General features: G+C 50.2%; 26 protein-coding genes. 8 read left to right on the top strand and 18 right to left on the bottom strand.

Going from position 1 to position 25,783, the window contains the following annotated elements; genetic code table 11:
• Positions 1-10: 10 nt before the first annotated feature.
• Positions 11-556: a GNAT family N-acetyltransferase gene (locus tag AC0YN4_RS12200; RefSeq protein WP_475781887.1), complete on the top strand. Its 546-nt coding sequence runs from the start codon at positions 11-13 to the stop codon at positions 554-556.
• A gap of 100 nt (positions 557-656) precedes the next feature.
• On the opposite strand, the gene AC0YN4_RS12195 is transcribed toward AC0YN4_RS12200, so the two are convergent.
• From AC0YN4_RS12195 to AC0YN4_RS12180, 4 genes are all read right to left on the bottom strand, one after another.
• Entirely contained in the window at positions 657-1,655 is a 999-nt protein-coding gene (locus AC0YN4_RS12195) for an aldose epimerase family protein (RefSeq protein ID WP_475781735.1), read from the bottom strand.
• A gap of 174 nt (positions 1,656-1,829) precedes the next feature.
• A complete protein-coding gene (locus tag AC0YN4_RS12190; protein ID WP_475835895.1) occupies positions 1,830-2,633 on the bottom strand; it encodes an alpha/beta hydrolase in 804 nt (267 codons plus the stop codon).
• Positions 2,609-3,541, bottom strand: a complete 933-nt coding sequence (locus tag AC0YN4_RS12185) for an aldo/keto reductase (protein ID WP_475781733.1) — start codon at positions 3,539-3,541, stop codon at positions 2,609-2,611. Before AC0YN4_RS12185 ends, AC0YN4_RS12190 begins: the two co-directional genes overlap by 25 nt.
• Positions 3,542-3,565: 24 nt before the next feature.
• Positions 3,566-4,552: a Gfo/Idh/MocA family protein gene (locus tag AC0YN4_RS12180; RefSeq protein WP_475781732.1), complete on the bottom strand. Its 987-nt coding sequence runs from the start codon at positions 4,550-4,552 to the stop codon at positions 3,566-3,568.
• Between the two features lie 157 nt (positions 4,553-4,709).
• On the opposite strand from AC0YN4_RS12180, the gene AC0YN4_RS12175 reads away from it, so the two are divergent.
• Complete coding sequence (locus AC0YN4_RS12175; RefSeq protein ID WP_475781731.1) at positions 4,710-5,315, top strand: DedA family protein; 606 nt, start codon at positions 4,710-4,712, stop codon at positions 5,313-5,315.
• Here the strand turns inward: AC0YN4_RS12175 and AC0YN4_RS12170 are convergent.
• Complete coding sequence (locus AC0YN4_RS12170) at positions 5,312-6,097, bottom strand: arylamine N-acetyltransferase family protein (RefSeq protein WP_475835894.1); 786 nt, start codon at positions 6,095-6,097, stop codon at positions 5,312-5,314. The two genes, AC0YN4_RS12175 and AC0YN4_RS12170, sit on opposite strands and share 4 nt — an antisense overlap.
• Positions 6,098-6,265: 168 nt before the next feature.
• Here AC0YN4_RS12170 and AC0YN4_RS12165 point away from each other — a divergent pair, with 168 nt between their 5' ends.
• The 3 genes from AC0YN4_RS12165 (at position 6,266) to AC0YN4_RS12155 (ending at position 8,768) form a co-directional block, all read left to right on the top strand.
• Entirely contained in the window at positions 6,266-7,216 is a 951-nt protein-coding gene (locus AC0YN4_RS12165) for a nucleoside hydrolase (protein WP_475835893.1), read from the top strand.
• A 118-nt stretch (positions 7,217-7,334) separates the two neighbouring features.
• A complete protein-coding gene (locus AC0YN4_RS12160) occupies positions 7,335-7,832 on the top strand; it encodes an AraC family transcriptional regulator (protein WP_475781728.1) in 498 nt (165 codons plus the stop codon).
• A gap of 36 nt (positions 7,833-7,868) precedes the next feature.
• Positions 7,869-8,768 carry a helix-turn-helix domain-containing protein gene (locus AC0YN4_RS12155; protein WP_475781727.1) on the top strand — a complete coding sequence of 300 codons (900 nt, stop codon included), beginning with the start codon at positions 7,869-7,871 and terminating at the stop codon, positions 8,766-8,768.
• A gap of 62 nt (positions 8,769-8,830) precedes the next feature.
• Here AC0YN4_RS12155 and AC0YN4_RS12150 read toward each other — a convergent pair whose 3' ends face one another.
• The 9 genes from AC0YN4_RS12150 to AC0YN4_RS12110 all read right to left on the bottom strand — a co-directional run bounded on the left by AC0YN4_RS12150 (position 8,831) and on the right by AC0YN4_RS12110 (position 20,110).
• Positions 8,831-10,591: an ABC transporter substrate-binding protein gene (locus tag AC0YN4_RS12150; RefSeq protein ID WP_475781726.1), complete on the bottom strand. Its 1,761-nt coding sequence runs from the start codon at positions 10,589-10,591 to the stop codon at positions 8,831-8,833.
• An 84-nt stretch (positions 10,592-10,675) separates the two neighbouring features.
• Entirely contained in the window at positions 10,676-11,581 is a 906-nt protein-coding gene (locus tag AC0YN4_RS12145; protein ID WP_475781725.1) for a carbohydrate ABC transporter permease, read from the bottom strand.
• 11 nt (positions 11,582-11,592) lie between these two features.
• Positions 11,593-12,516: an ABC transporter permease gene (locus AC0YN4_RS12140; protein WP_475781724.1), complete on the bottom strand. Its 924-nt coding sequence runs from the start codon at positions 12,514-12,516 to the stop codon at positions 11,593-11,595.
• Between the two features lie 91 nt (positions 12,517-12,607).
• Positions 12,608-14,170, bottom strand: coding sequence for a response regulator (locus AC0YN4_RS12135; RefSeq protein ID WP_475781723.1), 1,563 nt, complete (start codon positions 14,168-14,170; stop codon positions 12,608-12,610).
• Positions 14,163-15,923, bottom strand: a complete 1,761-nt coding sequence (locus AC0YN4_RS12130; RefSeq protein WP_475835892.1) for a cache domain-containing sensor histidine kinase — start codon at positions 15,921-15,923, stop codon at positions 14,163-14,165. Before AC0YN4_RS12130 ends, AC0YN4_RS12135 begins: the two co-directional genes overlap by 8 nt.
• A 392-nt stretch (positions 15,924-16,315) precedes the next feature.
• Positions 16,316-17,122: a GTP pyrophosphokinase gene (locus AC0YN4_RS12125; protein WP_475835891.1), complete on the bottom strand. Its 807-nt coding sequence runs from the start codon at positions 17,120-17,122 to the stop codon at positions 16,316-16,318.
• Between the two features lie 39 nt (positions 17,123-17,161).
• Positions 17,162-18,610, bottom strand: a complete 1,449-nt coding sequence (gene cls / locus AC0YN4_RS12120; RefSeq protein WP_475835890.1) for a cardiolipin synthase — start codon at positions 18,608-18,610, stop codon at positions 17,162-17,164.
• Between the two features lie 558 nt (positions 18,611-19,168).
• Positions 19,169-19,495 carry a hypothetical protein gene (locus tag AC0YN4_RS12115; protein ID WP_475835889.1) on the bottom strand — a complete coding sequence of 109 codons (327 nt, stop codon included), beginning with the start codon at positions 19,493-19,495 and terminating at the stop codon, positions 19,169-19,171.
• A 342-nt stretch (positions 19,496-19,837) separates the two neighbouring features.
• Positions 19,838-20,110: a DUF2277 domain-containing protein gene (locus tag AC0YN4_RS12110; RefSeq protein WP_475781718.1), complete on the bottom strand. Its 273-nt coding sequence runs from the start codon at positions 20,108-20,110 to the stop codon at positions 19,838-19,840.
• Positions 20,111-20,256: 146 nt separating this feature from the next.
• On the opposite strand from AC0YN4_RS12110, the gene AC0YN4_RS12105 reads away from it, so the two are divergent.
• Positions 20,257-21,156: an SDR family oxidoreductase gene (locus tag AC0YN4_RS12105; RefSeq protein WP_475781717.1), complete on the top strand. Its 900-nt coding sequence runs from the start codon at positions 20,257-20,259 to the stop codon at positions 21,154-21,156.
• Between the two features lie 65 nt (positions 21,157-21,221).
• Here AC0YN4_RS12105 and AC0YN4_RS12100 read toward each other — a convergent pair whose 3' ends face one another.
• The 4 genes from AC0YN4_RS12100 to AC0YN4_RS12085 are packed head-to-tail and all read right to left on the bottom strand — an operon-like array spanning position 21,222 to position 24,926.
• Positions 21,222-21,929: a FadR/GntR family transcriptional regulator gene (locus AC0YN4_RS12100; RefSeq protein ID WP_475781716.1), complete on the bottom strand. Its 708-nt coding sequence runs from the start codon at positions 21,927-21,929 to the stop codon at positions 21,222-21,224.
• 18 nt (positions 21,930-21,947) lie between these two features.
• Entirely contained in the window at positions 21,948-22,682 is a 735-nt protein-coding gene (locus AC0YN4_RS12095) for a LutC/YkgG family protein (protein ID WP_475835888.1), read from the bottom strand.
• Positions 22,672-24,201 carry a LutB/LldF family L-lactate oxidation iron-sulfur protein gene (locus AC0YN4_RS12090; RefSeq protein ID WP_475835887.1) on the bottom strand — a complete coding sequence of 510 codons (1,530 nt, stop codon included), beginning with the start codon at positions 24,199-24,201 and terminating at the stop codon, positions 22,672-22,674. Before AC0YN4_RS12090 ends, AC0YN4_RS12095 begins: the two co-directional genes overlap by 11 nt.
• Entirely contained in the window at positions 24,198-24,926 is a 729-nt protein-coding gene (locus AC0YN4_RS12085; protein WP_475781886.1) for a (Fe-S)-binding protein, read from the bottom strand. The genes AC0YN4_RS12090 and AC0YN4_RS12085 overlap by 4 nt, the downstream gene beginning before the upstream one ends.
• Before the next feature lie 172 nt (positions 24,927-25,098).
• Between AC0YN4_RS12085 and AC0YN4_RS12080 the strand changes: the two genes are divergently transcribed.
• Together AC0YN4_RS12080 and AC0YN4_RS12075 are read left to right on the top strand one after the other, a co-directional pair.
• Positions 25,099-25,428, top strand: coding sequence for a PadR family transcriptional regulator (locus AC0YN4_RS12080; protein WP_475835886.1), 330 nt, complete (start codon positions 25,099-25,101; stop codon positions 25,426-25,428).
• Entirely contained in the window at positions 25,421-25,774 is a 354-nt protein-coding gene (locus AC0YN4_RS12075; RefSeq protein ID WP_475781712.1) for a DUF1048 domain-containing protein, read from the top strand. The genes AC0YN4_RS12080 and AC0YN4_RS12075 overlap by 8 nt, the downstream gene beginning before the upstream one ends.
• The last annotated feature ends 9 nt before the right edge of the window (positions 25,775-25,783 follow it).

The raw sequence follows: 25,783 nt of genomic DNA, 5'->3' as shown, positions 1-25,783 counted from the left end.
AGGGACTCATCTGTTTCCGAGACTAGAAACCGACAGACTACTATTACGAGAGTTAACAGAAGCGGATGCGGCCGGGATATTTGCTTGTTTCTCAAACGTTGACGTCACGCGTTATTACGGGCAAGAACCGCTCGAGCGACTGGAGCAAGCCGCCGAATTCGTCATGCTGTTCGGTCGAAATTATCAAGAGAAGCGCGGTATTCGCTGGGGAATCCAGCGCAAAGACAGCCCGGATAACCGGATCATCGGCACGATCGGATTCAATGCGTGGATGCCCAAGCATCGCAGAGCCGAGATCGGCTACGAGCTCCATCCCGATCACTGGCACAAAGGCTATGCATCGGAGGCGGTTTCAGCGATCGTCGCCTACGGCTTTGACCAGCTTGAGCTGACAAGAATCGGTGCCGTAGTTTTTCAGGAAAATGCAGCTTCCCAGACCTTGTTAACGAAGCTTGGCTTTCAGCAAGAAGGGGTTCTGCGAGATTACATCGTGCAAGACGGCAGGTCGTATGACACGAATGTCTACAGCTTGCTCCGCACTTCTTCCTCGAGATAAAAAAGTCCGCTTCAGCGGCCCGCGCACTCTCCTCCTGGAGGATGCGCACTCGGCTGCTGATGCGGACTTTTGCTTATTTACAAAATATCGAACCTGCCAATTAAGCTTTCTTCACGTAAAGACGGCCCGTCTCTTCCCAAATCTCGCCGGGAGCTAGGCTGTACAAGCCGATTTCATCAGCAGGCATGTCCACATGCGGCGCGTTCACGAGGTTGATTTGCGGCTCTGGGCAGAAGAAGCCTTCCGTAGCCCCGTTGTTCCAAATCATCCACTGCTTGTACGAAGTACCCACATCATAAACGAGCGTGATGCCATGTTTCGTGTCGGTCAGCTCCATCCGGTTGCGGCCATTCTGTGCCACTGCCGTGTAATGGTTGTCCAGCGACTCGAAGAATGGATAAACGCCTTCGCCTTTCATCAGCTCTTCGTTCGTGGACAGCGGCTGGTGTTTGCCTGTCGGAAGCATGCGCTCGCTCATTTCCCAGCGCTCCCCGATCGTCAGCTTCAAGCGGTAGTCTTGCGCAGAACCGCCCGGAACGAACGGTGCATTCACCGAGGTGTGGAACGCGAACAGACATGGCATTACATCGTCGCCTTCATTGCGAACCATGACATGCTGGTGCAATCCGTCGGCACTGATCGCATAACGAAGCTTGATCGTGAATTTATGCGGCAGGTACGTATACACCGCACTTTGCTCATCCACTAACAGCGAAACAACTACGTAACTTTCACCGGCTGTCGTGCCGAATTCTTCAACTGCCCAAGTCTCGCTATGTACAAAGCCATGCAGATGGTTACCTGTCGCAGGCTCGTTGACCGGGAATTGGTACGTCCGTCCGTTCCAAGGAAACTTGCCATCCTCGAAGCGATTCGGAGGAAATAATACCGGAATCCCATGAATGAACGGTCTCGCTTTGAACGATTCCATTTCGTCTATTGTTGGTTCATGTAGATATTGAGTACCGCTTGCCACATCACGGAAAGCGATCAGATTTCCCCCAACCTCGGGCAGAATCGCCGCCTCGTAGCGGTCATATTTCAACCAAACTGCCTTTTCTCCCTGATAGGTACCTTCGAAAGCTCTATTCTCGCTCATCGTCATTTCTACTCTCCTTTAGCTTCTTGGATCGCACAGACTACCACACTAGATTAACATAGCGGGAAGGGGATAATCATCCGAATCGTTCAAAAAAAATCCCCCCTTGTAAGGAACGTCCACACTCACGCGGACCGTTCAGCTCACAAGAGAGGCTTTCTTCCATTCCATTTGCTAAAATCCGTTGCGCTTCAGCCAAAGTCCGCATACGGTTGTCCAGTTGGCCACGTGCGGGTCTGCTTTCGCAAGTCCCAAGCCATGTGCGCCTTGCTCATATACATGCAGGTCGAACGGGACCCCTGCGCGGCGCAGCGCCATCGCAAACAACAGGCTGTTCTCGACCGGAACCGCACCATCATCGGACGTATGCCAAAGGAAGGTCGGCGGTGTATCCAGTGTGACTTGCAGCTCATTGCTGAGCAGCTCGACTTGCTCCGCTGACGGATTCGGACCAAGCAGATTCATGCGGGAGCCCTCGTGTGTAAACGGAGACTGCATCGTAATTACCGGATAACACAGAATCGTAAGATCAGGTCGACTAGACATCCGTTCTATCGGATCATCTGCTTGCGAATTGCCTGCATCATAGTGGGTGCCGGCCGTTGAGACCAGATGCCCCCCTGCAGAGAACCCGAGTATGCCGATCTTCCTCGCGTTTAAGCCAAGCTCTTCCGCTTGAAGCCGAACATATCGAATGGCCCGCTGCACATCATACAGCGCACTCGGGTATTGATAAGGCGCTACCCGGTAACGCAGCACGAAAGCTGATATGCCAAGCTCGTTAAGCCAAAGCGCAATCGGCTCTCCTTCATGGTCAGCCCGCATGCCATACCCACCGCCCGGACAGACGATGACGACACTCTCGCTGCCTTCTACCAAATAAGGCGTGAGCGCCGGACGATCCTCATCGGTCGTTCCGGCAGCAAGCGGTGCGCCTTCCGGCCATAACTCGATTAACGTGTCCGCAGATCCAACCATTTGACTTCCTCCGGCGTCAGTGTGAGCGTCGTCGCTTCCAGACAAGATTTCATCTCTGCTTCATTCCGTGCTCCGATAATAGCAGCCGTTTGGAACGATTGGTTCAGCACGTAAGCAAGCGCAATCTGGATCGTCGAGAAGCCTTTCTCTTTGCCCAGCTGCTCTGCACGGCGGTAACGCTCCCAGTTGTCGTCATTATAGAATACGCGTACCAAATCCGCATCCGTGCGATCTTCAGCCGTAAACCGGCCTGTGAAGAAACCGCGTGCTTGTGCCGACCAAGACAGCAGCGGCAGCTCCGTGCGTTCATGCCAACCCAGAATCTCATCATCGACACTAATGCAATCTGCCCAATATGGCTCCTGTGCTTTCGCTAAGCTAAGGTTAGGGCTGCTGAAATCAAATCCGCGCAGACCATGAGCGGCCGCATATTCATTCGCTTCTTGCAGACGAGCTGTCGTCCAGTTCGAACCGCCGAACGCACGAATACGGCCTGCTTCGACATGCTCATTCAGAATTTCAACGATTTCGCCAACCGGGACATTCGTATCGTCACGATGAAGGGCATACAAGTCAATATAATCCGTGCGCAGACGCTCTAAGCTAACCATCAGCTGATCGTAAATGGCTTTCTTATTAACGGTTGGTCCCTCATGGTTCGGGTGACCGCCTTTTGTCCATACATTGATAGACTCGCGGTTTTTGCGTTCTTCCATCCACATGCCGATAGCCTGCTCGCTCTTGCCGCCGTAATAAATAAAGGCTGAATCGATGGTGTTGCCGCCGATTGCCGTAAACGCATCCAAATTCGCAGACACCAATTCATAAACTTCCGGTGCAAAATAGTCCGATCCCATGATAAGCTGAGAGATGCCTTGTTTAACGCCGGGTATTGTGATTTGTTTCATGGCTCTATAAACCTCCTAGATCGATTAGATGCTAACCCGAGTACGCGAGTAAGCTGATTTCAAACAAGCATCGATAACTTTCATATTGGCCACTGCATCCGCAGGTGTGAAGGAAGCTTCTTTCTCGCCCCATACTACGCGAGCAAACTCATCTGCTTGCAGCGCATATTGATTCAGTGTCGGCTGCGTCACTTCACGCTTGCCATCCTTCGAATGTACATAGAAAGTAGGATTGCCGATAAAAGCTTCAGGCACTTCGATACGTCCGTTCGTTCCGATGATTTCAAGCGTGTTGCGGAAAGCCGCCCACATGCCGCAATCGAATGTCAGAGCTACGCTGTTCGGGAATTCCAGAATACCCGATGCCATCATATCGACATTGTCGTGTTCCGGGGAAATTAAAGCATGGACGGTTGCCGCCTCAGGCTCAGCACCGAGCAGCAATCTTGCTGCGCTGATCGGATAGCAGCCTACATCATAGATCGAACCGCCGCCCCAATCTCTGCGGTAACGCACGTTCTTGGAATCGCCGGCGTTATTGAACGTAAACGTACCGTGAATTCCGCGAAGCTCACCGATTTCGCCGGAAGCGATAATCGCTTGAATCTCTTCATAACGCGGGTGCTGGCGGTACATGAACGCTTCAGCCAGATGAACACCGTTCTTCGCAGCGGCATCAGCCATGCGAGCAGCCTCTTCCGCATTAAGCGCGATTGGCTTCTCACATAGGACATGCTTCCCTGCTTCCATCGCACGGATGGACCATTCCATATGCAAATGATTCGGTAGTGGAATATAGATAGCATCGATATCCGCATCATTCAAAATTTCTTCATAGCTTCCATAGGCTTTGGCGATGCCGAGCTTCGCTGCGGTTTCTTCCGCCTTTGCCAAATCGCGGCTTGCAATCGCTGTCACTTCGCCGGTTTCGGATTGTTTCGTGCCCGGAATAACGGAATGTACGGCGATTCCGGCGCAGCCGATAACGCCCCAACGCAATTTACGTGTCAATGTAATGGCCACCTTTTTCAATAAATTGGATTCGACCCTAGTATAGTCCATAATGAGAAGGGAAGAAATATAAAACAACTTCATTTTCATATAACAAAAGCGTACTCAAGCGAGTCGAAACAGACTTGAACCCGCATAAGAAAGTAGGCTGCACCGCTTGGAATATCTATTAGAATTGCTCATTTTCCGCTATGGTTATATAGGTTTAACGTTCGCACTCGCACTTGGCATAGTCGGTGTACCTGTCCCGGACGAGGTGCTGCTCACCTATTCCGGCTATCTCGCCGGCAACGGAACCCTGCATCCGCTGCTTGTCGTGTTATGTGCCTTTCTCGGCTCGGCTTTAGGCATTACCTTAAGCTACTTGATCGGCATCCGATTCGGTCTCCCTTTCCTGCTCAAATACGGTCCCAAAATTCACATCTCGGCCGCTAGGATTGAACGTGCGCAAGGATGGATGAATAAATACGGCAATCTGCTGCTTATTGTGGGCTTCTTCGTTCCGGGCCTTCGCCACATTACGGCTTATATGGCGGGGATGTCGAGACTGAAATTCAGCACGTTTATGCTCTATGCTTATACAGGTGCGCTGTCTTGGAGCGTGCTCTTTATTTATATCGGCTTCCTGCTTGGCGATCGCTGGCTGCATGTCAAATATTACGTCCATCATTATGGGCTTGCCTTCTTGCTCTACGGAGGTATTACGATATTCGCGGTGCTTAGCTTCCGCATGCTGCTGGCAATGAGGAAAGTGAAAGCCTAGAGCTTGATGCCAAAATATTTCTCCAGCGCTGCATCAAACTCGCTCTTCGTCCCTGCATGAAATACAACAGGTGCACCATCGCCTGCGAAAATACGGAACTCTTCTCCGGATACCGTATTGCGCCCTTCCTTCGTTCGAATCGCGAGGATCGGCGCTTTTCTGAACACCGAATCCGGCGCATTCTCGCACCAGAACGTCGCAAACTCATAATCGCCCGCTAGCTGCGGCTCTTCGGTAAAGGAATAAATCCGGCTCCATTCCCCTCGCTTCAACTCACACAGAAACCAACCAAACTCGCCGCCCTGCTCCATCCGGTAGACTTCGTCACCTTGTGTCTGCTCCAGCTTCTCAACCAGCTCAATCGGCCGCCTCGGCACGATTCCGCCAACCCCAACATCGACTAAATATGTACGACCTTCAGCCTCCACCTTCAGCACATGGTGACGCCGTTTGGGCGGTAATGTGTCGACATCACGCCAGAAGCGGGCCACAAAATCCGTAACCGGATACCCCAGCTCCCGCAGCAGCCAGCCAAACAGCGCATTCAGCTCGAAGCAGTATCCGCCGCGGCGACGGTGGATGATTTTGTCCATGAGGGAATCGATTTGCAGAGACAATGGGATGCCGTTCATAATATCCAAATTCTCATAAGGCACCGCATGCAGATGACATTCTTGCAGGTCGGACAGCGCTGCTGCACTGCCGTCAAGCGGACCTTGGTAACCGATCCTATCGAGATAAGCTGCAATTTCAGGTTTTACGTTCGTGCGATCATTCGGCATCTTAGGTCTGCTCCTTTGCCCTTACATGGTAAGGAATGAATACTTCTAAGTTTAATTTTCATTGCGTATTTGTTCAACACTTTTCATCCTAATATTGGTGCTCCGGCTCCGGTCAGGGTATACTGGACTGTAGCATCATTTAACAACTGGATAATAAGGAGTTACATAATGAAACAACTGAAAATGATCATCGATGCCGATACGGGAATCGACGACGCGCTGGCCATCTTATATGGCATCAAGTCAGGCAAGGCAGATATCGTAGGGATTACAACCACTTTTGGCAATATTCCTGTCGACCAAGCAACCGAGAACACACTGAGAATTCTGAAGCTAGCCGGAGTCGAGAACGAAATTCCGGTCAGCCAAGGTTCTTCACAGCCACTTACTCGCACGGTGGAAGTATTCCCTACCCATGTGCATGGCATAAACGGTATCGGCGATGTAGAGATTCCTGCTTCAACGCAGCGTCCTATCTCCGAACCGGCTGCTGATTTCATCGTTCGCACGGCGGATGAGCTGGAGAATGAACTCGTTATCGTTGCACTTGGCAGACTTACGAACATCGCACATGCGCTGAAGAAAGATCCTGAGCTTCCTTCGAAGGTTAAGCATCTCTATGTGATGGGCGGAGCTGTTCACGTTCCCGGCAATGTAACACCGACCTCCGAAGCTAATATTTGGGGCGATCCGGAAGCGGCTGATTTCGTCTTCCAATCCGGCTTGAAGATTACGATGGTCGGTTTGGACGTCACCTATCAAACGCGGCTTCGTCAATCTCATCTGGATTTGCTGGAGCAAACCTGCAAGCCGGAGAATCGTGAGATTGTCAGCTTCCTGAATCGCTCTATGTCCTATTACTTCAATTTCTACCGCCAGTCGGATGCCCTGCAGCAATGTGCGCCTATGCATGACCCTCTAGCCGTGATGGTTGCACTGGAGCCCGGCATCGTGCAGACGCAGCAAATGCATCTGTCGGTAGAGTGTAAAGGTGAGCTTAGCCTGGGGATGACCGTTGCTGATCTGAGGAGAAAGCCTGTCGTCGGTTCACCGGTTGACGTTTGCATTAACGTTGATGCGGATCGCGCAATTGATTTATTGCTGGAAGTGTTTGTATAATCGAAATCAAGGGACAGGGCACGATTCGCTGCACTGTCCCTTTTAATTATGTTCCATTGACTAAGAACGAACGTTCCCTTATCATAAAAATGTATGAATCTTCCTTAGAGGTGATTGGATGAGACAGCTGAATAGTTCAGTATTGCCGGAGAAGAGGGCTCAACTTGCCCAGCATGCGGAAATGAAATTGATCGGCATCCCTTGCATTGGCCTCCAAGACATGGGGAGCAAGTACCGTCATGCCAAAGAAAGCTTGCTTGGTCTTGCCGCACATATGCCTCAGATTATGGATGCTTCCGTACAATATGGAATGTGGCCGCAGGCTGCAGGACAAGATGTCCCGAATACGCATGTTTATCTATTATCCGTAGAGGTGTCTACGTTTGAAGGAATACCGGCATGGTTTGCACGCATGACCATCCCCGCTCAGAGCTGCGTCGTTGCAGCCAGTCAAGACGGTGATTTCGAAGGTGCCGGCGATGTCATTAACGCATTTATTGAGACGAACGCCTTGCTTGCTGATCCGCAGCCACGAGACTATATCATCTGCGAGCGCTATCGTTATAATGCTGAAGGTTTCGCTCGATATTCTTTTCCAATACTATTATCGAAGTAAGCACTGTGCATTGAAATCCCCCAGCAGGAGGAGCCCATGACCGTATTCCGGGGTGAGAATTACTTCCATCAGGAGAATTTCCCCTTCCATATTGATCGCTACACGATCCAGAAGGGTGAGCATATCCCATCGCATACGCATGACTTTGTGGAGCTAGTCTTCGTCGTGGAAGGCAGCGCGCTGCATGAAATGTCCGGCCATACCTACCAGCTTGTTGCCGGGGATGTATTTGTGCTGGAGCCTAACGTCTATCACAGCTATACCTGTTCACCGGACAAAGAAACGATTGTGTACAACGTTCTCTTCGAAGCGTCTTTTCTTCAGCGCGAGATGGAAGTGCTGCAGCAGATGCCCTCATTCGTCAACTTCTTCTATCTGGTTCCTTTCCTGCGCAAAACGCAATCCTTCGTCCCTTATCATTCCCTCCAACCAAGTCAGAAGCTGCAAATCCAATCCCATCTGCAAATCATCTACGATGAATTCCGTCAGCGGCGGGAAGGCTATCAGCTCATCATCAAGACAAGGTGGATTGAATGTCTCGTCTGGCTGAGCCGATTCCATCACGAGAACCGCAAAACGCTGCAGCCCGTTGCCGTCAGCGACAAAGAGTGGATGGACTCCATCGTCAACTTCGTAGAGCTGCATTACTATCAGCCGCTCACTTTGCAGCAGCTAAGCCAATTATGCGGCATGAGCGTCTCTTCCTTCACCGCCAAGTTCAAGGAAACGACCGGGCTCAGCCTGCTCGACTATAAGCACGCCGTCCAAATCCGGCATGCCGTGAATCTGCTTGAGACGACCGACAACAAAGTGCTCAACATCGCCTTAGACGTCGGCTTCAACGATGTCAGCTTCTTCAACCGCATGTTCCGCAAGCATACCGGCCAGACACCCGGCGAATACCGTCGGCGGTTGCATGCGAGAACACTGCAATAAGACAAGAAAGCCTCTCACACCATTCTGGTGTAAGAGGCTTTCTTGTCTTAACTAGCTAATTCTTACTTCGCGCTCCAGAGCTCAACGCGGTCTTTCACGTATTTCGTGTAGCCTTCTTCCATTTTCTTCACGCCGGCTTTGTCAAGATCAGCCATGTAAGCATCCCATACTTTATCGAAGTCAGCTGGTTTAGCCAGGATCGCTTCAGGGATACGTTTCCATGTGATGTCTCTCATTTTCGTGCCAAGAATGGATACTTCATCTTCGCCCGGAATGGAGATATTCCATGCAGCGCCGTATGCTTTAACTTTGAACTCGTCTTCTTTAGGGAACAGGTCTTTCCAAGTTGTTGCTTTATAAGCGGCAAGCGTTTCTTTCTCTACATCGCTGTAGCCAAGAACCAATTGCTCAGGGAAGTTCTTCGTGTAGTAGTTGCCGGATGGATCTTTGGCGCCATCGCCGTAGTGAACCATCATGTTCCAGTAGAAGCCGATACCTGTTTCTTTCGTGAATGCTGTGTTGTCGTTGTTGATACGATCTTGCACTTCTTGCGGCACAACGCGTTTGCCATCTACAACATTATAGTGTTTGCCTTCGATACCCCAGTTGTTAAGCACTTGGAATTCGTCGGAAGCCAGGTAATCCAGGAATTTAATCGTACGAACCGGATCCGGATTCGTGCTGGAGATCGAGATGCCGTAGCCGCCCATGAAACCGGTTGGCCAGAACGATGCTTCTTTGATGTCTTTGGACATTGTAACCGGATAGTGACCATACGTTTGATCGAATTTGCCAGCTGTTTTCAAAGCTTGCTGACCATCGTTGTAATCCCAGTCTTGGTCGATCAGACCAAGAACACGGCCTGTAGCAACCTTCGCTTTGTATTGATCATATTTTTGAACGAAGCTTTCTTTGTCAAGCAAGCCGATATCGTTCATGTGATTCAACCAGCGGAAGTATTCTTTCTCTTCCGGACGACGGAAGTGGTAAGTCGCTTCATGCGTGTCTTGGTTAATGAAATATTCACCATCATCAGAACCGCCTGTTGTAGCTACGGCTGGGTTCGTAACGGAAATATACATATGCCAGTCATCCGCATTCAAGGATACGCCGATGTTTTTGTTGCCATTCTCGTCTGTTGGGTGTTTCTCTAAGTACGATTTGATTGCTGCCTCATAGTCTTGTACCGTACGGATTTCTGGGTAGCCTGCTTCTTTCACGACACGGTGTTGAAGCTCGAATCCGCCGCCTGCTACGAAACGCTGCTCATCCGCTGCAGCCCATGTCGGGATCGCATAGATCGCTTGGTCTTCATTCGTATATTTAGCGCGCACCAGGTAATCGCCCAGTACTTTCTTAATGTTTGGAGCGTATTTATCGATCAGATCAGTCAGGTCAATAACCGCGCCGGCGTCTACCAGCTTGCCGATATCGCCTTTAGCTGAGATAATATCCGGATATTCACCGCTTGTTGCGATGAGCGCTACCTTCTGTGCAGGGTCGCCGACTGCGAATTCCGCATCCAGAGTTACGCCGGTTTTCTCTGTAATTACTTTACTGACTTCATCCTGCATGTTATTCCAGTTTGGATTCGGGTCTTCAGCAAACATGGACAACTTGAGTGGAGAAGTATCTTCTGCTGCAGCATCTTTGTTTGCATCAGCGTTTGCGGCATTCGTATTCGAATTGCCTTCTGTAGTTACCGCAGTATTGCTCGTTTCGTTGTTCTTCTCATTGTTGTTGCCACCGCAGCCAGCAAGTAATCCAGCAAGCATTGTAAGCGACATTAGAATCGAAGCTGTTTTGGCTGTCTTTCTTTGCATGTTGCAAACCCTCCCATTATGGTAAAAATTATATTGTATAAACAGGAAACCTGCTAATACCAAAGTCTGGTGAATCGAAGCGAGTTAGCTTTTTACCGCGCCAAGCGTCATCCCTTTGACAAAATAGCTCTGCAAGAACGGATACACGATCAAGATCGGAACCGTAACGATAATCGTAATGGCCATCTTAACGGATTCCGGTGAAATCTGAGCCATAACCTCGACCATGTTGCGGCCGCGGAAATTATCGACGTTCGTTGTCGTGCTCTGAATGACCTTCATGAGCTCGTATTGAAGCGTGGTCAGATGATCCTGCGAGCCGTTGTACAGATAAGTATCGAACCAAGAGTTCCACTGACCGACCGCAAGGAACAAGGCAATCGTAGCGAGTGCCGGCTTCGTGAGCGGCAGAATGACACGCCAGTAGATCGTGAAATCGTTAGCGCCATCAAGCTTAGCTGATTCTTGCAGTGCATATGGGATCCCATCGATAAAGGATCGAATAACGAAGACATTGAATGCGCTAACAAGTCCGGGCAGCACATAGACGGCAAAGGTGCCCATCATATGAAGATCCTTAATCAGGATATAGAACGGTATCAATCCGCCGGATACGTACATCGTGAGAGCCAAGAACGTGGATACGAATTTCCGTCCCTGGAAGTCGACCCGGCTAAGCGTGAACGCCAGCATGGAAGCACTGATGAGCCCAAGCAGCGTGCCGATAACGGTTCGAAGGATTGATATTTTGAGTCCGGTTATTAAGCCGGAGAAGGCAAATATGGTTTCGTAATTCTTCAGTGTGAATTGCCGCGGGAAGATCGTAATTCCGCCGCGTACACTGTCTGTAGAATCATTAAGCGAAATCGCGAGAACGTTTAGAAACGGATATAAGGTTGCGATAGTAACGATGACGATTGCTGTGTAGACAACGATATCGAAGATGCGGTCAGACCAAGGCGTACCGCTGGATATTGAGCGTGTTTCCATTTGGCAGCCTCCTAAATGATGCTTTCTTTCGTAATTTTCTTAAAGATGCCGTTAGCCGTGAAGAGCAAGATAACACTGACGACAGAGTTGAAGATGTTAATTGCGGTACCGAATGAGTATCGGCCCATTCCTAAGCCGTAGTTAAGCGCATACAAATCAAGCGTTTGTGAGTAATCACGGACTAGATTGTTGCCTAGCAGGAACTGTTTCTCAAACCCGATGCTGATCAAGTGACCGATCGAGATGATGACCAGAATGATGATCGTGGAGCGAATACCCGGCAGTGTAATGTTCCAAACCTGCTGCAGTCTGCTCGCACCATCCACTCTTGCTGCCTCGTACAGCTCCGGTCCAATACCGGCAATCGCGGCCAGATAGATAATCGTGTTCCATCCGGTTTCTTTCCATACATCCGAGGCGGTGACGATCCCCCAGAACAGATTGCCTTTGGCTGAGAACTGAATCGGTTCGCTGATGATGTGCAGACCGACTAGCAGATCGTTCACTGCACCGTTATCGGTGGAGAGCATTTTCGTTACGATCCCTGCTGCTACGACCCAAGAGACGAAATGCGGCAAGTACGAAATCGTTTGAACGAAACGCTTGAACACTTGAATGCGAACTTCATTAAGCAAGATGGCAAAGATGATCGGGATCGCAAATCCGGCAATCAATCCCATCACGCTCATCGCCAGCGTATTGCGCAGTGCCTGGTAGAACGAATCGTCATGAAACAGTTCCTTGAAATAATCGAACCCAACCCATTTTTGTTCAAAAAACGATTTGGCCGGCTTGAATTTCTGGAACGCCATCGTCCATCCCCAGAGTGGCAAATAGCTGAATACGAACACCCACGCTATAAAGGGAAGAGACATCAGATACAAGTATTTCTGTTGCATAAATGTGTGCCAGAAACGCGGCTTCCGGTAGTTCATAAGCAATTCCTCCTTGCTGTATGATCTAATGATAAATGAAATAAAGCGCTTTCAGTACCCTAACAATTTTGCTCAAAATCATATAAAAATCTCACATTTTCCGATATGCCGAAGGAGAGCTGCCTACGTATTTTCTGAATTTGCTATGAAAATAATCGACGTTGGAGTATCCGACCTTCTCTGCAACGAGGTAGACCTTCATCCCTTGACTGAGCAATTCCTTCGCTTTCTCGACCCGAACTTTATCCACATACGTGTTGAAATATTCGCCTGTTTCATTCTTGAACAGCTTGCCTAGATACGCACTGTTGTAATTAAATACTGCTGCCAGCGTATCCAGCTTCAAATTCTCCACATAATTGCGCTGAATCAAATCAAGCATCTTCTTGATCTGTTTTTCCGTCCCTACGGTTGATGATTCCGGCTTTAATCCTTGCAGAAAAGCAATGACATGCTGCTCCATCTCGTTGTAGCGCGATTGTTCGAAGATCGCATGGATACTTGCGGACAGCTGACCGCCTCTTGTCTGCATATCAGGATCATGCTGCGACAGCTTGCTGATTACGCTGGTAACAATTTCAGCAAGCGCAGCCTTAATCGCTTGCTCCGAGCTGCCGCGCGCCAGCAGCCACCTTCCCTTCTCCGAAACCATTTCCTCTATAGCCTTCGCATTCCCGATATCTATGGCAAAATAAAGCTGCCCTGCCGTTTCCGCGCAATCGATCGCGGTTTCCTCGGCCGATGCGTCGATAAGCGGAGTAGACACTGCAATCGGAGCTGTTTCCGCTGTAATAAGCTGACCGCCGGCATAGAAGAATCGCATACTCACGTACTTCGCAGCTTCCTCGTAGGAACTGCTGATTTCCTCTAATCGATTCACGCTGGATCCTGCCGCAGCTGTAACCACGAGATCCTCCTGGGACAAGAGTGCCGTCATGTCTTTGTATAATGCATGTCGCTTCTGTTCAACCTGCAGATCCTTCTTCACAAGCAGTCCGATAAAGGAATCTAGAGTAAACACAACGCCGATGCCCTTCTCCTCAAACGCTTGAACGAACAGCCCCTTCAGCTTCATCAGCTGCCCATGCTCAATTTCATGTTCCTTGCCTTGCAATTTCAAGAGCACGACGGTATAGCTGTCCCAATTCAGTTCAGCATCCGCCAATTCTTGCGCCTGTAATGCTGTAGGCATTTGAGTGCCCTGAGTCAAATAGGACTGTACGACTCGCTCACGATTCCAAACTTCCTTTAGCTCGTTCTTGAGCTTCTCCGCGGATTCTCGCGTAAGCGTGGCGTGCAGCCTGTTCAAGTAATCGACCAACTCGTCCTCGTCGACCGGCTTGAGCAGATAACCGTCCGTATCCAGCGCAATCGCCTTCTTTGCATAATCGAAGTCCGCGTAGCCGCTCAGAATTAATACATGAACAGCCTGCTCGTTCTTCCTCAATTGCTCGATCAGCTCAAGTCCGCTCATTCCCGGCATCCGAATGTCCACGATCATCAGATCCGGTTTGTACCGATCGTATTTGACAAGGGCATCCTTCCCGTTTGCTGCGGTATCCACCACTTCATAGCCAAGTCCATTCCAGTCAATAAGCGTTCTTAAGCCTTCGCGGATCGTAGGTTCATCATCTGTAATGAGCACTTTATACATAAGCAGACTCGCCTCCAATAGGAATCGTAAATTGCACTCTGGTACCAATGCCCGGCTCGCTCCAAATATCGAGACCATACTCGCTGCCATATAGGAGCTTCAAACGCATATGGACATTTCGAAGCCCGATGCGGTTGCCTTCCCCGTCTTCTTGATCACCAAACGTTTGATACACCTCTTCCAGCCTGTCGCGCGCCATACCTTCGCCATTGTCAATGACTTCCACGTGAATCATATCCCCCTGCAATTCGGCTTTAACGCGAACGATACCGCCTTCTTCCCTGTTCTCAAGGCCATGAATGACGGCATTCTCCACTAAAGGCTGAATGATAAGCGGAAGAATCGGTGCCTGCTCCGCCGCGGGGTCAACCAGCAGCTCATACATTAACCGATCTTCATATCTGAATTTCTGGATGTCCAAATAACAGCGAACCATATCGATTTCATTGCGCAGCATGACGGTTCGATTGCCGGCTTCGAGATTTTTGCGCATCATTTTGCCCAGAAGCCTGACGACATTCGAAATCTCCTTCTCGCCCTTCAGATGTGCCTTCATCCGAATCGATTCTAGCGCATTGAATAAGAAATGCGGGTTGATTTGACTGGCCATCATTTTGAATTTGATCTCATTTTGCTTCGACTGAATTTGTACCTTCTGCTTGTTCGATTCCTGAACTTCGATGAGGAGCTCGTTAATGCTGACCACCATGGCATTGAACTGTCTGGATAGCTGTCCAATTTCGTCCTTGCCGTCAATTTCGAGCGCAATATCGAGGTTACCGGTCGCAACCTTCGTGATGTGTTTGCTGAGACGCAGCAGTCGATTCGAGAGAAACGTCGCAAAGCCGTATATCAAGCCGATTGCCACTACGAGACTAAGCGCAACGACTGTCAGCGCCAGCACGATAATTTGATTGGCGTCCTTCACGATGCTGTCGATGGAGAATACAGAGATTACGCGAAGCCCGTTCAAGCTTGAAGCCGGAACAAGCTGTTCGATTTGGATTTGAGATGATTTTCCATCCACAACGGCTTGGAATCTCCCGCTTTGCTTATCGATGACGTTCGGATCAAACGAGATTTCAGCCAGCGTCTTTCCTACTCGATTCGGTCGATTTGCAGACACGATATGATTATCCTCCGCCACGATCATCGTCTCGAACGTTTCTTGATTAAGAATCGAATCGAGCATGCGCCCGTTCACATTGATTACGAGTACGCCAATGTTATGCTGACTAAGGAAATCGATTTTGCGAATGAGGCTCAAATAGTGTTGATGATCGCGTTCATCCTCGATGTAGTTCCACCCGATCAGTCCACTGCTGTTTATTGCCGTTTGATACCATTTCGTCCGGATAATCGAACCCGTCGGCTGGATGAATTCCCAATTATCGAGCAGCGTCTTATTATTGATATAGAAGCGAATATTGGTAATTTCTTTATACAAACGGATATATTCCTTAATGTCCGGATAATCTTTGTAAGCCTTCACGACGTCGTAGACCGTCTCATATTGACCATTCGCGAGTCCCGCAAGCCGGCTGTCATTGGACATTCGATAGGAAATATCATTCGAGACGTTGATCACCTCGGCCGTCCGTTTCTTCACCCGCTCCACGTTCGCAGCTGTCTGTTCAAGTGCATTCTCCAGCGCCATATGCCGCAGCTCACTTGTCAGGAAGACCCCAACCATCATAACGGGTACGAAAACAACGACGATGCAGGATAAAATAAGCTTTGTTCTCAGCTTCATGTCATTCATGCTGCGGATTAGGAATCGGAACATAGCTGCAGCCTTCCCTTCTGTATGTGAACTGCCTATATTCTGGAAGCGTTTTCAAAATTAACGGTTATTCTGATGCTCGAAAGCATATTCTCCATTCTAATCAATTGAAAGTCGAAAGAACAGGTAAAAATTGTTCCATTTTTCATATAATAATTAGTGATTTCGGAACACTTTGTGACATTGGAGGGTATTGGCTCGGGGAGGCGGAAACAAGGTAAGCGGTACTTCTCTTGCTCGCTGTTCAGCCAAATTCGGCTCATGTGCGGTAATTGGTACCTCTCTTGGCCCACGACAACATGCAAAAAAGGCGCAGACCTTGGAAGGTCGCGCCTTTGCGATTTCATTCATGTTCCATCATGTTACTTCAAAATCGTCGCCGGAGTCGGAGATGACTGTGCAGGTGCTGCCGGCGCTGCATTGGTTGCGAGTGCAGCAGGCGATGGTTTAGGCGAAAGTGCAGCCACGGGTGCAGGCTTCAGCACTCGTTTCGGCGCTGGTGGTGCAGGCGGCGCCAAGGTGAGCGAAGATGCCGTGGTTTGAAGCGCATTATCACTGAAGCGCTGTACTTCCTCCTTCAAGCCAAGCATCCTTTTGTCGAGCGCTCCGATCATGTCGGCCGTTTCCTTCAGTTGATCGCGAATGGACTCCGGCATGTCATCATGAAATTGATAATAGATCTTGTGCTCCAAGCTGGCCCAGAAATCCATTGCAATGGTCCGCAGTTGAATTTCCACTTTCACATGCTCAATGCGATCGGATAGGAAAACCGGAATTTCAATAATCATATGCAAGCTTTGATACCCGTTTGGCTTCGGATCCTTTATGTAATCCTTCACCTCGATCACCTTTACATCACCTTGTCTGAGAATCATCTCGTAGACGCGGTATACGTCAGTTGTGAACGAGCAAATCACCCGTACGCCGGCGATATCCCGGATATGCGCGGCCGCATTTTCTTTGGACACTTCCACGCCTTTGCGCTGCAGTTTCTCCACGATGCTCTCAGGCGATTTTATCCGTGTTTTCACATGCTCAATTGGGTTGTAATGCTGAACAAATTGCAGTTCCTCATTAAGAATAGTCAGTTTCGTGCTCATTTCATCCAGTGCAAACTTATAGCTCATCAGCATTTTGGCCCATTCCATGACCATCTGCTTGTCCATCATCTCTCTCACACTCCTTGTTGCTCTTATCTGTATTACCCACTACAAGATCGGCGATAACAGCCGTACGCAGGATTCCCTAAACCGGTGAAACGTCGACCGTTGCGTATAAGCTTCATAAGTCAGCTCAGCGCTTTCCTTCATGTCATCTTCGAATATACGTTTTAGCTGCGAGGCAGTTTCGGTATCATATAAGATCGCATTGACTTCAAAATTCAATTTAAAGCTGCGAATGTCCACATTAGCTGTCCCCACCGAGGCGACGTGACCATCCACTACGATCGTTTTGGCGTGCAGGAACCCCTTCTCATAGAGGTAGCATTTCATACCTTCACTTAGTAAATCCCCCAGATACGAGTACGACGCCCAATACACCATTTTGTGATCCGGCTTGCTTGGCAGCATCATGCGAACGTCGATTCCGGATAAGACGGCCATTTTCAAAGCGGTTAATAAGCTCTCATCGGGTATAAAATAAGGCGTTTGAATATAAATCGTTTCCTTCGCGGAATTGATCATTTTGATATAGGCGTTCTTAATTTGCTCCAAAGTCTGGTCTGGTCCGCTTGATACAATCTGAATGCCCGCGTTTCCGGTATTGGCGGTCGGTGGGAACAACTCCAACACGTCCCGCATAATCGGCGACGATGAAGCCATATTCCAATCCAGCATGTAATGCGCCTGCATCTGGAGCACCGCATGACCGGTAATGCGCAGATGCGAATCCCGCCACGCGCCATAGCGCTCGTCTTGCCCTAAATATTCATCGCCAATATTGAAGCCGCCAATATAACCGATTTGTCCGTCAATAATCGCGAGCTTGCGATGATTGCGGTAATTGACGCGAATGTTCAGGTAGGGGATTTTGGACGGGAAGAAGAAGGCAACCTCTCCGCCTGCCGCCCGCAGCCGATCGAAGAAATGACGCGGGAGCAGCGAGCAGCCGATGTCATCGACAAGAAAGCGGACCTTGACTCCTTGTTTGGCTTTGCTGGACAACGCATCGAGCAGGCGATTTCCTAATTTGTCGTTCTGCACGATGTAGTACATGAGATGAATGTGACTGCTCGCCCGCTCAATGTCGTCGAACAGCGCACCGAATTTATCATTGCCGTCTGTGTAAATTTCAACCTTGTTATTCTGCGTGTACAGTGCGAAGCCGCTCGTCAAATTCATATAGATCATATCCGCGTAGTTCGCAGCTGCGGCGTCGTTAAACACGACCTGATTATCCCGAAACTCCCGCCGCTGATTCTCGATCATCGCGTTCATCGTTTCCTTCGTTCGTTTGTTCAGCTTATAAATCTTCTTCTTGCTCAGGTTCTGCCCTAGGACCAGGTACACCACGAATCCGACCGCAGGCAGAAAGAGCAGCACCATCAGCCAGGCCCACGTCACGCCGACGTTACGCCTCTCCAAGAAAATAACCGCAATCGCAAGCGGAATATTAACGACCATCAAATAAGTAAAAAAATTCCCAAATGTAAGCATCGGCATGCCTCTCCTCGAATGCTGGCGCCTCATCGCATTCCTTCCCCAGTATAAACCATTTTGAGCCGTAGGCCAAAAGTGGGGGGAACGGCGAGGGTCGGCGCCTATGAAGACCTCCTCGTTCGCTTCATGCGGCTCATTCCGCCAAATTTGCTACTAGGTAGACCTCCTCGTTCGCTTCATGCGGGCTCATTCCGCCAAATTTGCTACTAGGTAGACCTCCTCGTTCGCCTCATGCGCTCACTCCGCCAAATTTTCTACTAGGTAGACCTCCTCGTTCGCTTCATGCGCTCGTTCAAACTAACTGGCTACTATTATCGCATAAACTCTAACTCTTACTTGCTTCTCCAGTTTGAAGTAGAAAGCTTATAGCGCATAATCCTACCTGTCGGAGAGACTTTGGCGACAAGAAGGCCTTTGCTAACAAGTGAACGAAGGTATTTTGCTGCGGATTCTCTGGTAATCCCCATCTTCTTCGCTGCTGTTACCGGAGTCAGTTCCCCCCAGCACTCTTGCATCAAATGCAGGAGTGCTCGCTCGTATACGCTCAACTCCTCGCTAACTGGACGAGCGATGCCGCCCCATTTGGCCAGCGCCATGAGGAGCGCGGCGAGGTTTCTCCATGACCTCGTCATAGGCAAAACGCAGCAGTTTCCAGCCTTCGATCAGCAGATGGTTTTGGCGGCTTAGATCATCTGCGAACTTCCAACGGGAAATGTCCCTCCAGTGTGGTCCGAAGCCGTCAACCTCCAGTAGCAGCTGATAAGTTAGCGGAGGGCAATAAGCATAGTCTACGAACCGCGTCCCGCCCTTCAAATCCTGCAGCTCATACTCGGGATGCAGATATTCCAAATTCCCCACAGCCGGCCACCACACTTGCTGCAACAGTGCTTTCTCTGCATCGCCATGTGTTCTGCCAATCTGCGTTTTCGTTCCTCGCTCCCACTCGCCAACGCCTGCTCCATCATGCGTGCATATGCCTGCTCAAACCCTTGCTCCATCTTCACAACACACTCCTCCGACAAATAAAAATAGGCTGCCCGCTCGGAAAACTTCCGAGAAGAGCAGCCTGTGCTTCAGGACTACTATTTGTTACTTACTATTAATTATAGTGGATTCAACTTTAGCGCGCTAGATCGGGTTATTGTGATGACGCTGAATCAACCGAATGTGAGCACGTTCGGTCTCATGTCGGCAATGGCTGCCATGGCATGAATGAATGATACGTTACTTTGTCCCAAACCGCTTCACCGACCGAATTTTGGCGCGTTCGATTTCGATTTGGCGATTGCGCGGTTCGGCATTGGTTACCAGGGAGCTAAGCAGCTTCTGCGCAACAGCGGTGACTTCGTCAATCGCGGTATGGAAGGCGGCCTCGTTCGCTTTGGATGGCGCAGTGAATCCCGAGAGCTTACGGACAAATTGCACCGCGGCTGCATGAACCTCTTCTTCAGTAGCAGGCGGGTCAAAATTGAACAGCGTCTTAATATTACGGCACATAGTATTTCTCCTTTTGAGCAGACATTTTCCTTATTTTACTACATCGCAGCCACAGTCACTAGTCTCGAACTCCGCTCATGTACCCATTCATGCACACATGAATACAGTAGACCATCTGATTATTCGCAGGAGGTTAGCTACAGCCAATGATTCCCGTATACCCCTATTATGGAAAAAGGACAGTCTGCAAAGAAGAACCCATCGCGTTTCCTCCCCAGCATCAGCCTGTCCAACCAGGGCTTGAGTATGAGATGGTACCGAGGCCGATATTTGAAACCCCTTCGTATAAAGGCAGCTGCAAGCTTCAAGATAAGGTTGCCATCATTACCGGAGGTGATAGCGGAATCGGTCGCGCGGTTGCCATTGCTTTTGCCAAAGAAGGCGCTCATGTCGTCATCCCCTATCTGTACGAGCACAGAGATGCTAATGAAACCAAACAGAGAATCGAACAGCTCGGCAGAACCTGCCTGCTCATCCCCGGTGATTTAAGATCGGAGCAGCACTGCCGGGACGTCGTCAATCTGACGATGCGGACTTACGGCAAGATAGATGTCTTAATCCTTAACCAAGGCGTACAGTTCCCTCAAACCAGCATTATGCATATATCCACCGAGCAGCTCTATAACACGTACAAAACGAACATTTTTCCCATGTTCTATATCACCAGAGCCGCGCTTCCACATATGAAATCCGGCGGTACGATCGTGAATACAGCTTCTATCACTGCTTATCAAGGGGCACCTCTCCTCATTGACTATTCTTCTACAAAAGGTGCCGTTGTTTCGTTCACACGCTCACTCGCCCTCTCCCTGGTGCACCAAGGGATCCGTGTAAATGCGGTCGCGCCGGGTCCGATTTGGACGCCGCTTACCGTGTCCAGCTTCCCTGCGGATTACGTGTCCACCTTCGGCCTGGATACGCCGATGAAGCGCGCCGGCCAGCCATTCGAGCTGGCACCTGCTTATGTCTACCTCGCATCCGACGATTCGAGCTACGTAACAGGTGAAGTTATCCACGTCAATGGAGGAGCAATGGTCACAACCTAGCATGATCACATGCAAAACAAAATGCCCGCCAAGATCATAAACCTGATCCCGGCGGGCATCAATCCCTACAAATGCTTCAACAGGTTACTCACCACATGCACAAGGTGCTGCTTCATCCGTTCGCCCGCTAGATCGGCATCTCGGCTGGAGATCGCTTCGTATATCGCGAGATGCTCGCGGTACAATCGCTCGGAAACCGAGCGATTCGCGTAAATCTCGACCCGCCGAATCTCGCGGATGGCCATCTCAAGTTGGCTCACGATGGAATCGAACAGCCGCACCATAATGGAGTTATGCGTCGCATGAGCCAGCGTCGCATGGAACTCTACATCGGTGCGTTCCCCCTCCAGATCATTGCCGACCGATGCTTCCATCTCCAGCATGATCCGGTGCAGCTCCGCCAAATCCGCATCCGTCGCCTTCAGCGCAGCGATGGAGGCGTTCGACACCTCCAGGGACTGCCTCGCTTCGAGCAGCTCAAGCAGCGTCTCGCGGTTCATCCGCAGCGACTGCAGCTCGGGCAGCTCGACTTCTACCGGAGCATTGGAAATAACCGTACATCCGCCGCCCTGCTTAATCTCGATATAGCCCATCGCCTTCAGCGCACTCAGTGCCTCGCGCATGGTCGAACGTCCAACGCCGAACTGCTCCGACATCTCCTTCGTCGAAGGCAGTTTATCGCCGACCTTCAGCTTGCCGTCAATCACCAAGCGCTTCAGCTGTTCAGCAATCTCCTCATAATGATTGCGTTTCGATAAACGGGTAACTTCCATCGGTAGAATTCCCTTCTATTAGCCAACAATGATCGCATAGACGACGCCAGGCCCGTGTACGCCAATCGTCAGATCGTTCTCGATATCTGCCGACCGCGAAGGTCCGGATATAAAATGAATGCCTGCCGGTAAATTCGCACGTCCCGCCTGATCAAAGTTTATCAGAACTTGCCCTAAACGTGTATGCAGCCGCTCAATCGGAATAATCGCCATGAGCACGGTTGGCAGTAAACTAACGGAGCGTCCTTTGTCCTTCGACGACAATACCGTAATCGAGGCCGTATACGCAGCCGCATAATCAGCGACGACAACACCGAAATCCGCTTCGGCAGCGCGTGCTTTCCAGTATTCCTCCGGATCGCTGTTCCAAACGGAAATCGTCGCATCCGGAATGGCTGCTTCCAAGCCAAGCTCGTTCAGTTCAGGCTGATTTTGTCGGATCACATACTTCGCGCTCATCTCGACCGCTTTGCCCGCAATAAACGACTTCGCTTCTTCCATCTCGGCAAGCCGTACGGGATGCCCCCCGACAGCTTTGAAATTGTCCATAAACTTCGTAACGCGCTCCTCGAGCGGCCATTCAAACTCTTGCCAGAAATCAGGCGCGCCGCGATACGGATGCGCCGGCGGCTCAATCTCACGCGGACGTCTCAGCTTCGCGGAGATGCCGTCAATGAATCCGACCTGCTTCGCGCGAGAATCCGCGGCAAGCCCGTCGAGCCATGCTTGATGCTCCTTTGACCTAGTTGCCATGACCATGACCTCCTCCTTTGCCTGTTCCGCGGTCTTTCACAATCGCTTCCATCCGGCTCTTCATAGCAGGGTCCATCTCCTGCAAGCCGCTGCGAATTTCCGCTTCCATCGTCGGCCATTTCTCCCTAAACGATTCCTTCGGCAAGCTTGGCGCAACGCGGTACGTGTTCCAGCCCTTCAACGGACCGAGCTTCGTGCGAATACCGCCGTCACGAACGACAAGCTTTTGACCCAATTGACCGATCTTCAGCACCGCTTTAAACCGCTTCGAATTCTTCATTACCGCAGCGAAGCCCTTCATTCCGAGCGCTTCCAGCTTATCGCCTCGACCGCTCTCCAGCTTGCGGCGGCGCAAATACACGAGCATTTCGTGCAGCGGAATCTTCACCGGACATGCCTCGTAACATGCACCGCATAAGCTCGATGCGTTGGCGATATCATCCCACTCCGCAGGATTTTTCTTCAGCGCCGGCGTTAACACAGCACCAATCGGTCCGCTATAAGTGCCGCCATACGCATGACCGCCAATATGGCGATACACCGGACAAGCATTCAGACAAGCACCGCAGCGAATACAGTTCAGCAGCTCTTGGAACTCAGGGTCGCCAAGCTGCAGCGAACGCCCGTTATCCACGATAATAATATGCATCTCATCCGGACCATCCGCATCGACCTCGCGGCGCGGCCCCGAAATAGCCGACATGTACACGGTAAGCTTCTGCCCAGTCGCCGACCGCGGCAGCAAAGTCGCCATGACTTCCAAATCGGCGAACGAAGGAATAATACGCTCCATCCCCATCAGCGTAATTTGCGTCTTCGGAACGGTCGTCACCATCCGTGCATTGCCCTCATTCTCGAACAAGACCATAGATCCAGTCTCGGCTATGGCAAAGTTACAGCCTGTCATGCCGATGTCCGCTTCCAGGAACCGCTCACGCAATTTGCGACGAACGAAGCCGGCAAGAATCTGCGTATCCGGTTCAAGTGTTTCTCCGGCATCCGCCGAGAGCAAATCTGCAATTTGATAGCGATTCAAGTGAATAGCCGGAATGATGATATGGGATGGCGTTTGGCCAGCCAATTGAATGATATATTCACCAAGATCGGTCTCAATCGCCTCGACCCCGATCGACTCCAATGCCGTGTTGAGATGAAGCTCCTCGGTCACCATCGACTTGGACTTCACGACCGATTTGGCCTCCACATGCTTCGCAATATCAAGCGAGATCTTAACCGCATCCGCAGCCGTCTCGGCAAAATGCACATGGACGCCGTTCGCCCGCGCATTGTTCACAAACAGATTCAAGTAATAATCGAGATGCGCGATCGTATGAAGACGGATTTGCCGTCCGCGCTCACGCCAATCGTCCCAGTTGCCATGATCCTCGGCTGCTTTTTCCTTGCCCGTACGCAGACGCTCTGTCGTAAACCGAACCGCTTTACGCAGAAAATCATTGTTCAGCGCGATATCCGCCCGTTCTTTGACCGTGCTGCCGCCAACCGCTCCTGCTCCGCTCATGCGCCTTTCACTCCTTCATAGAGAAGCTCCGCCAGATGCATCACGCGCACTGGTTTATCCCGATAACGCAAATTGCCCGCAATGTTCATGAGGCAAGCCATATCCAGGCCGACCAGCACTTCCGCTTCTGTCTCCAGTACATGATCGCTCTTCTCGCTCACCATCGCACCGGAAATATCCGACATTTTCACCGCAAACGTACCCCCGAACCCGCAGCAATCATTGGCAAAAGGAAGCGGAATAAGCTCCATCCCCTGCACCTGCTTCATCAGCATAAGCGGTTCCTCCTTCACGCCCAGCAGACGGCTGCCGTGGCAGGAAGGATGATAAGTGACTTTGTGCGGGAAGCTTGCGCCGACATCCGTAACTCCAAGCACTTGAACCAGAAATTGCGTAAATTCATAGGATTTCTCCTGCAGCTTAATCGCTTTCTCCAGCATGACAGGATCGTTCTCGAACAGCTTCGGATAATGATGAATCATGCCGGTACATGAGCCCGAAGGAGAAATGACGAAATCGCAATCTTCAAAAGCAGCCAGAATCGTAGCCGCCGTCTCCCGCGCTTCCTTCCAGTAGCCGCTGTTGAAAGCAGGCTGACCGCAGCAGGTTTGTACCGTTGGAAATTCCACCGTCACACCGTATCTAGCTAACAACCGTACCATCGCTTCACCGACCGGAGGATATAAGGCATCGCTTAAACAAGTTATAAATAAGGAAACTTTCACGCTCATCGGCACCTCGCCTTATGAAATAGTTATGATATCATTTTATCAGGTTGTCAGACATGTTGACAATAGAAAAATGCGGAGACTTGGCTCAATCCCCTGTTTACAACTCAACTACTTGGTGATACTATGTAGTGGTACTAAGCGATACAAAGTAGCTTGGAGGACGCTTATGGAAAACCTTACGGAAATGCTGAAAGGAATTCTGGAAGGCTGCGTGCTTGAAATCATCGGCCGGAAAGAAACCTATGGCTATGAAATCGTAAAATCGCTCAATACGCTCGGCTTTGAGGATGTCGTCGAAGGTACGGTCTACACGATACTCATTCGGCTCGAGAAGAATCAACTCGTTGATATCGAGAAGAAGCCATCCGACGTCGGTCCACCAAGGAAGTTTTACCGGTTGAATGACGCCGGGCAGCGCGAGCTCCAGCTGTTCTGGGACAAATGGGGTTACATTTCGTCAAGACTTACCCAACTGAAGGAGGATAGCCGTGTTTAAGAAAATAGCTCATTCCATCCGAGAAGGACATAAACAGAAAAAAGTATACAGAGCATGCATCAAACGTTCAAAAAAGCTTCCCTATGAATACCGTGAGGTTTACAATATTGCCTCCCATTATATGCTGACCTTCTCCTCACAGGATCCCGCAGTCATCAACCTATTCCCCGAAATGCTCGACATGTTCGAGCTGGCTGCCGCTGAAGGACGAGACGTATTGGATCTTGTCGGAAATGACGTTATGGCTTTCTGTGACGGATTGCTTGAAGGTGTCGCTTCTCAGACTTGGACAGGGCAAATGCGCGCCAAAATGAATGCATCCATTCATAAAAAACTAGGCAAATAGGAGGCGATC

Source organism: Paenibacillus sp. J22R3, assembly GCF_056269305.1.
Note: the sequence above shows the minus strand (reverse complement) of the source record. Positions and strands in the feature narration are given on the sequence as shown.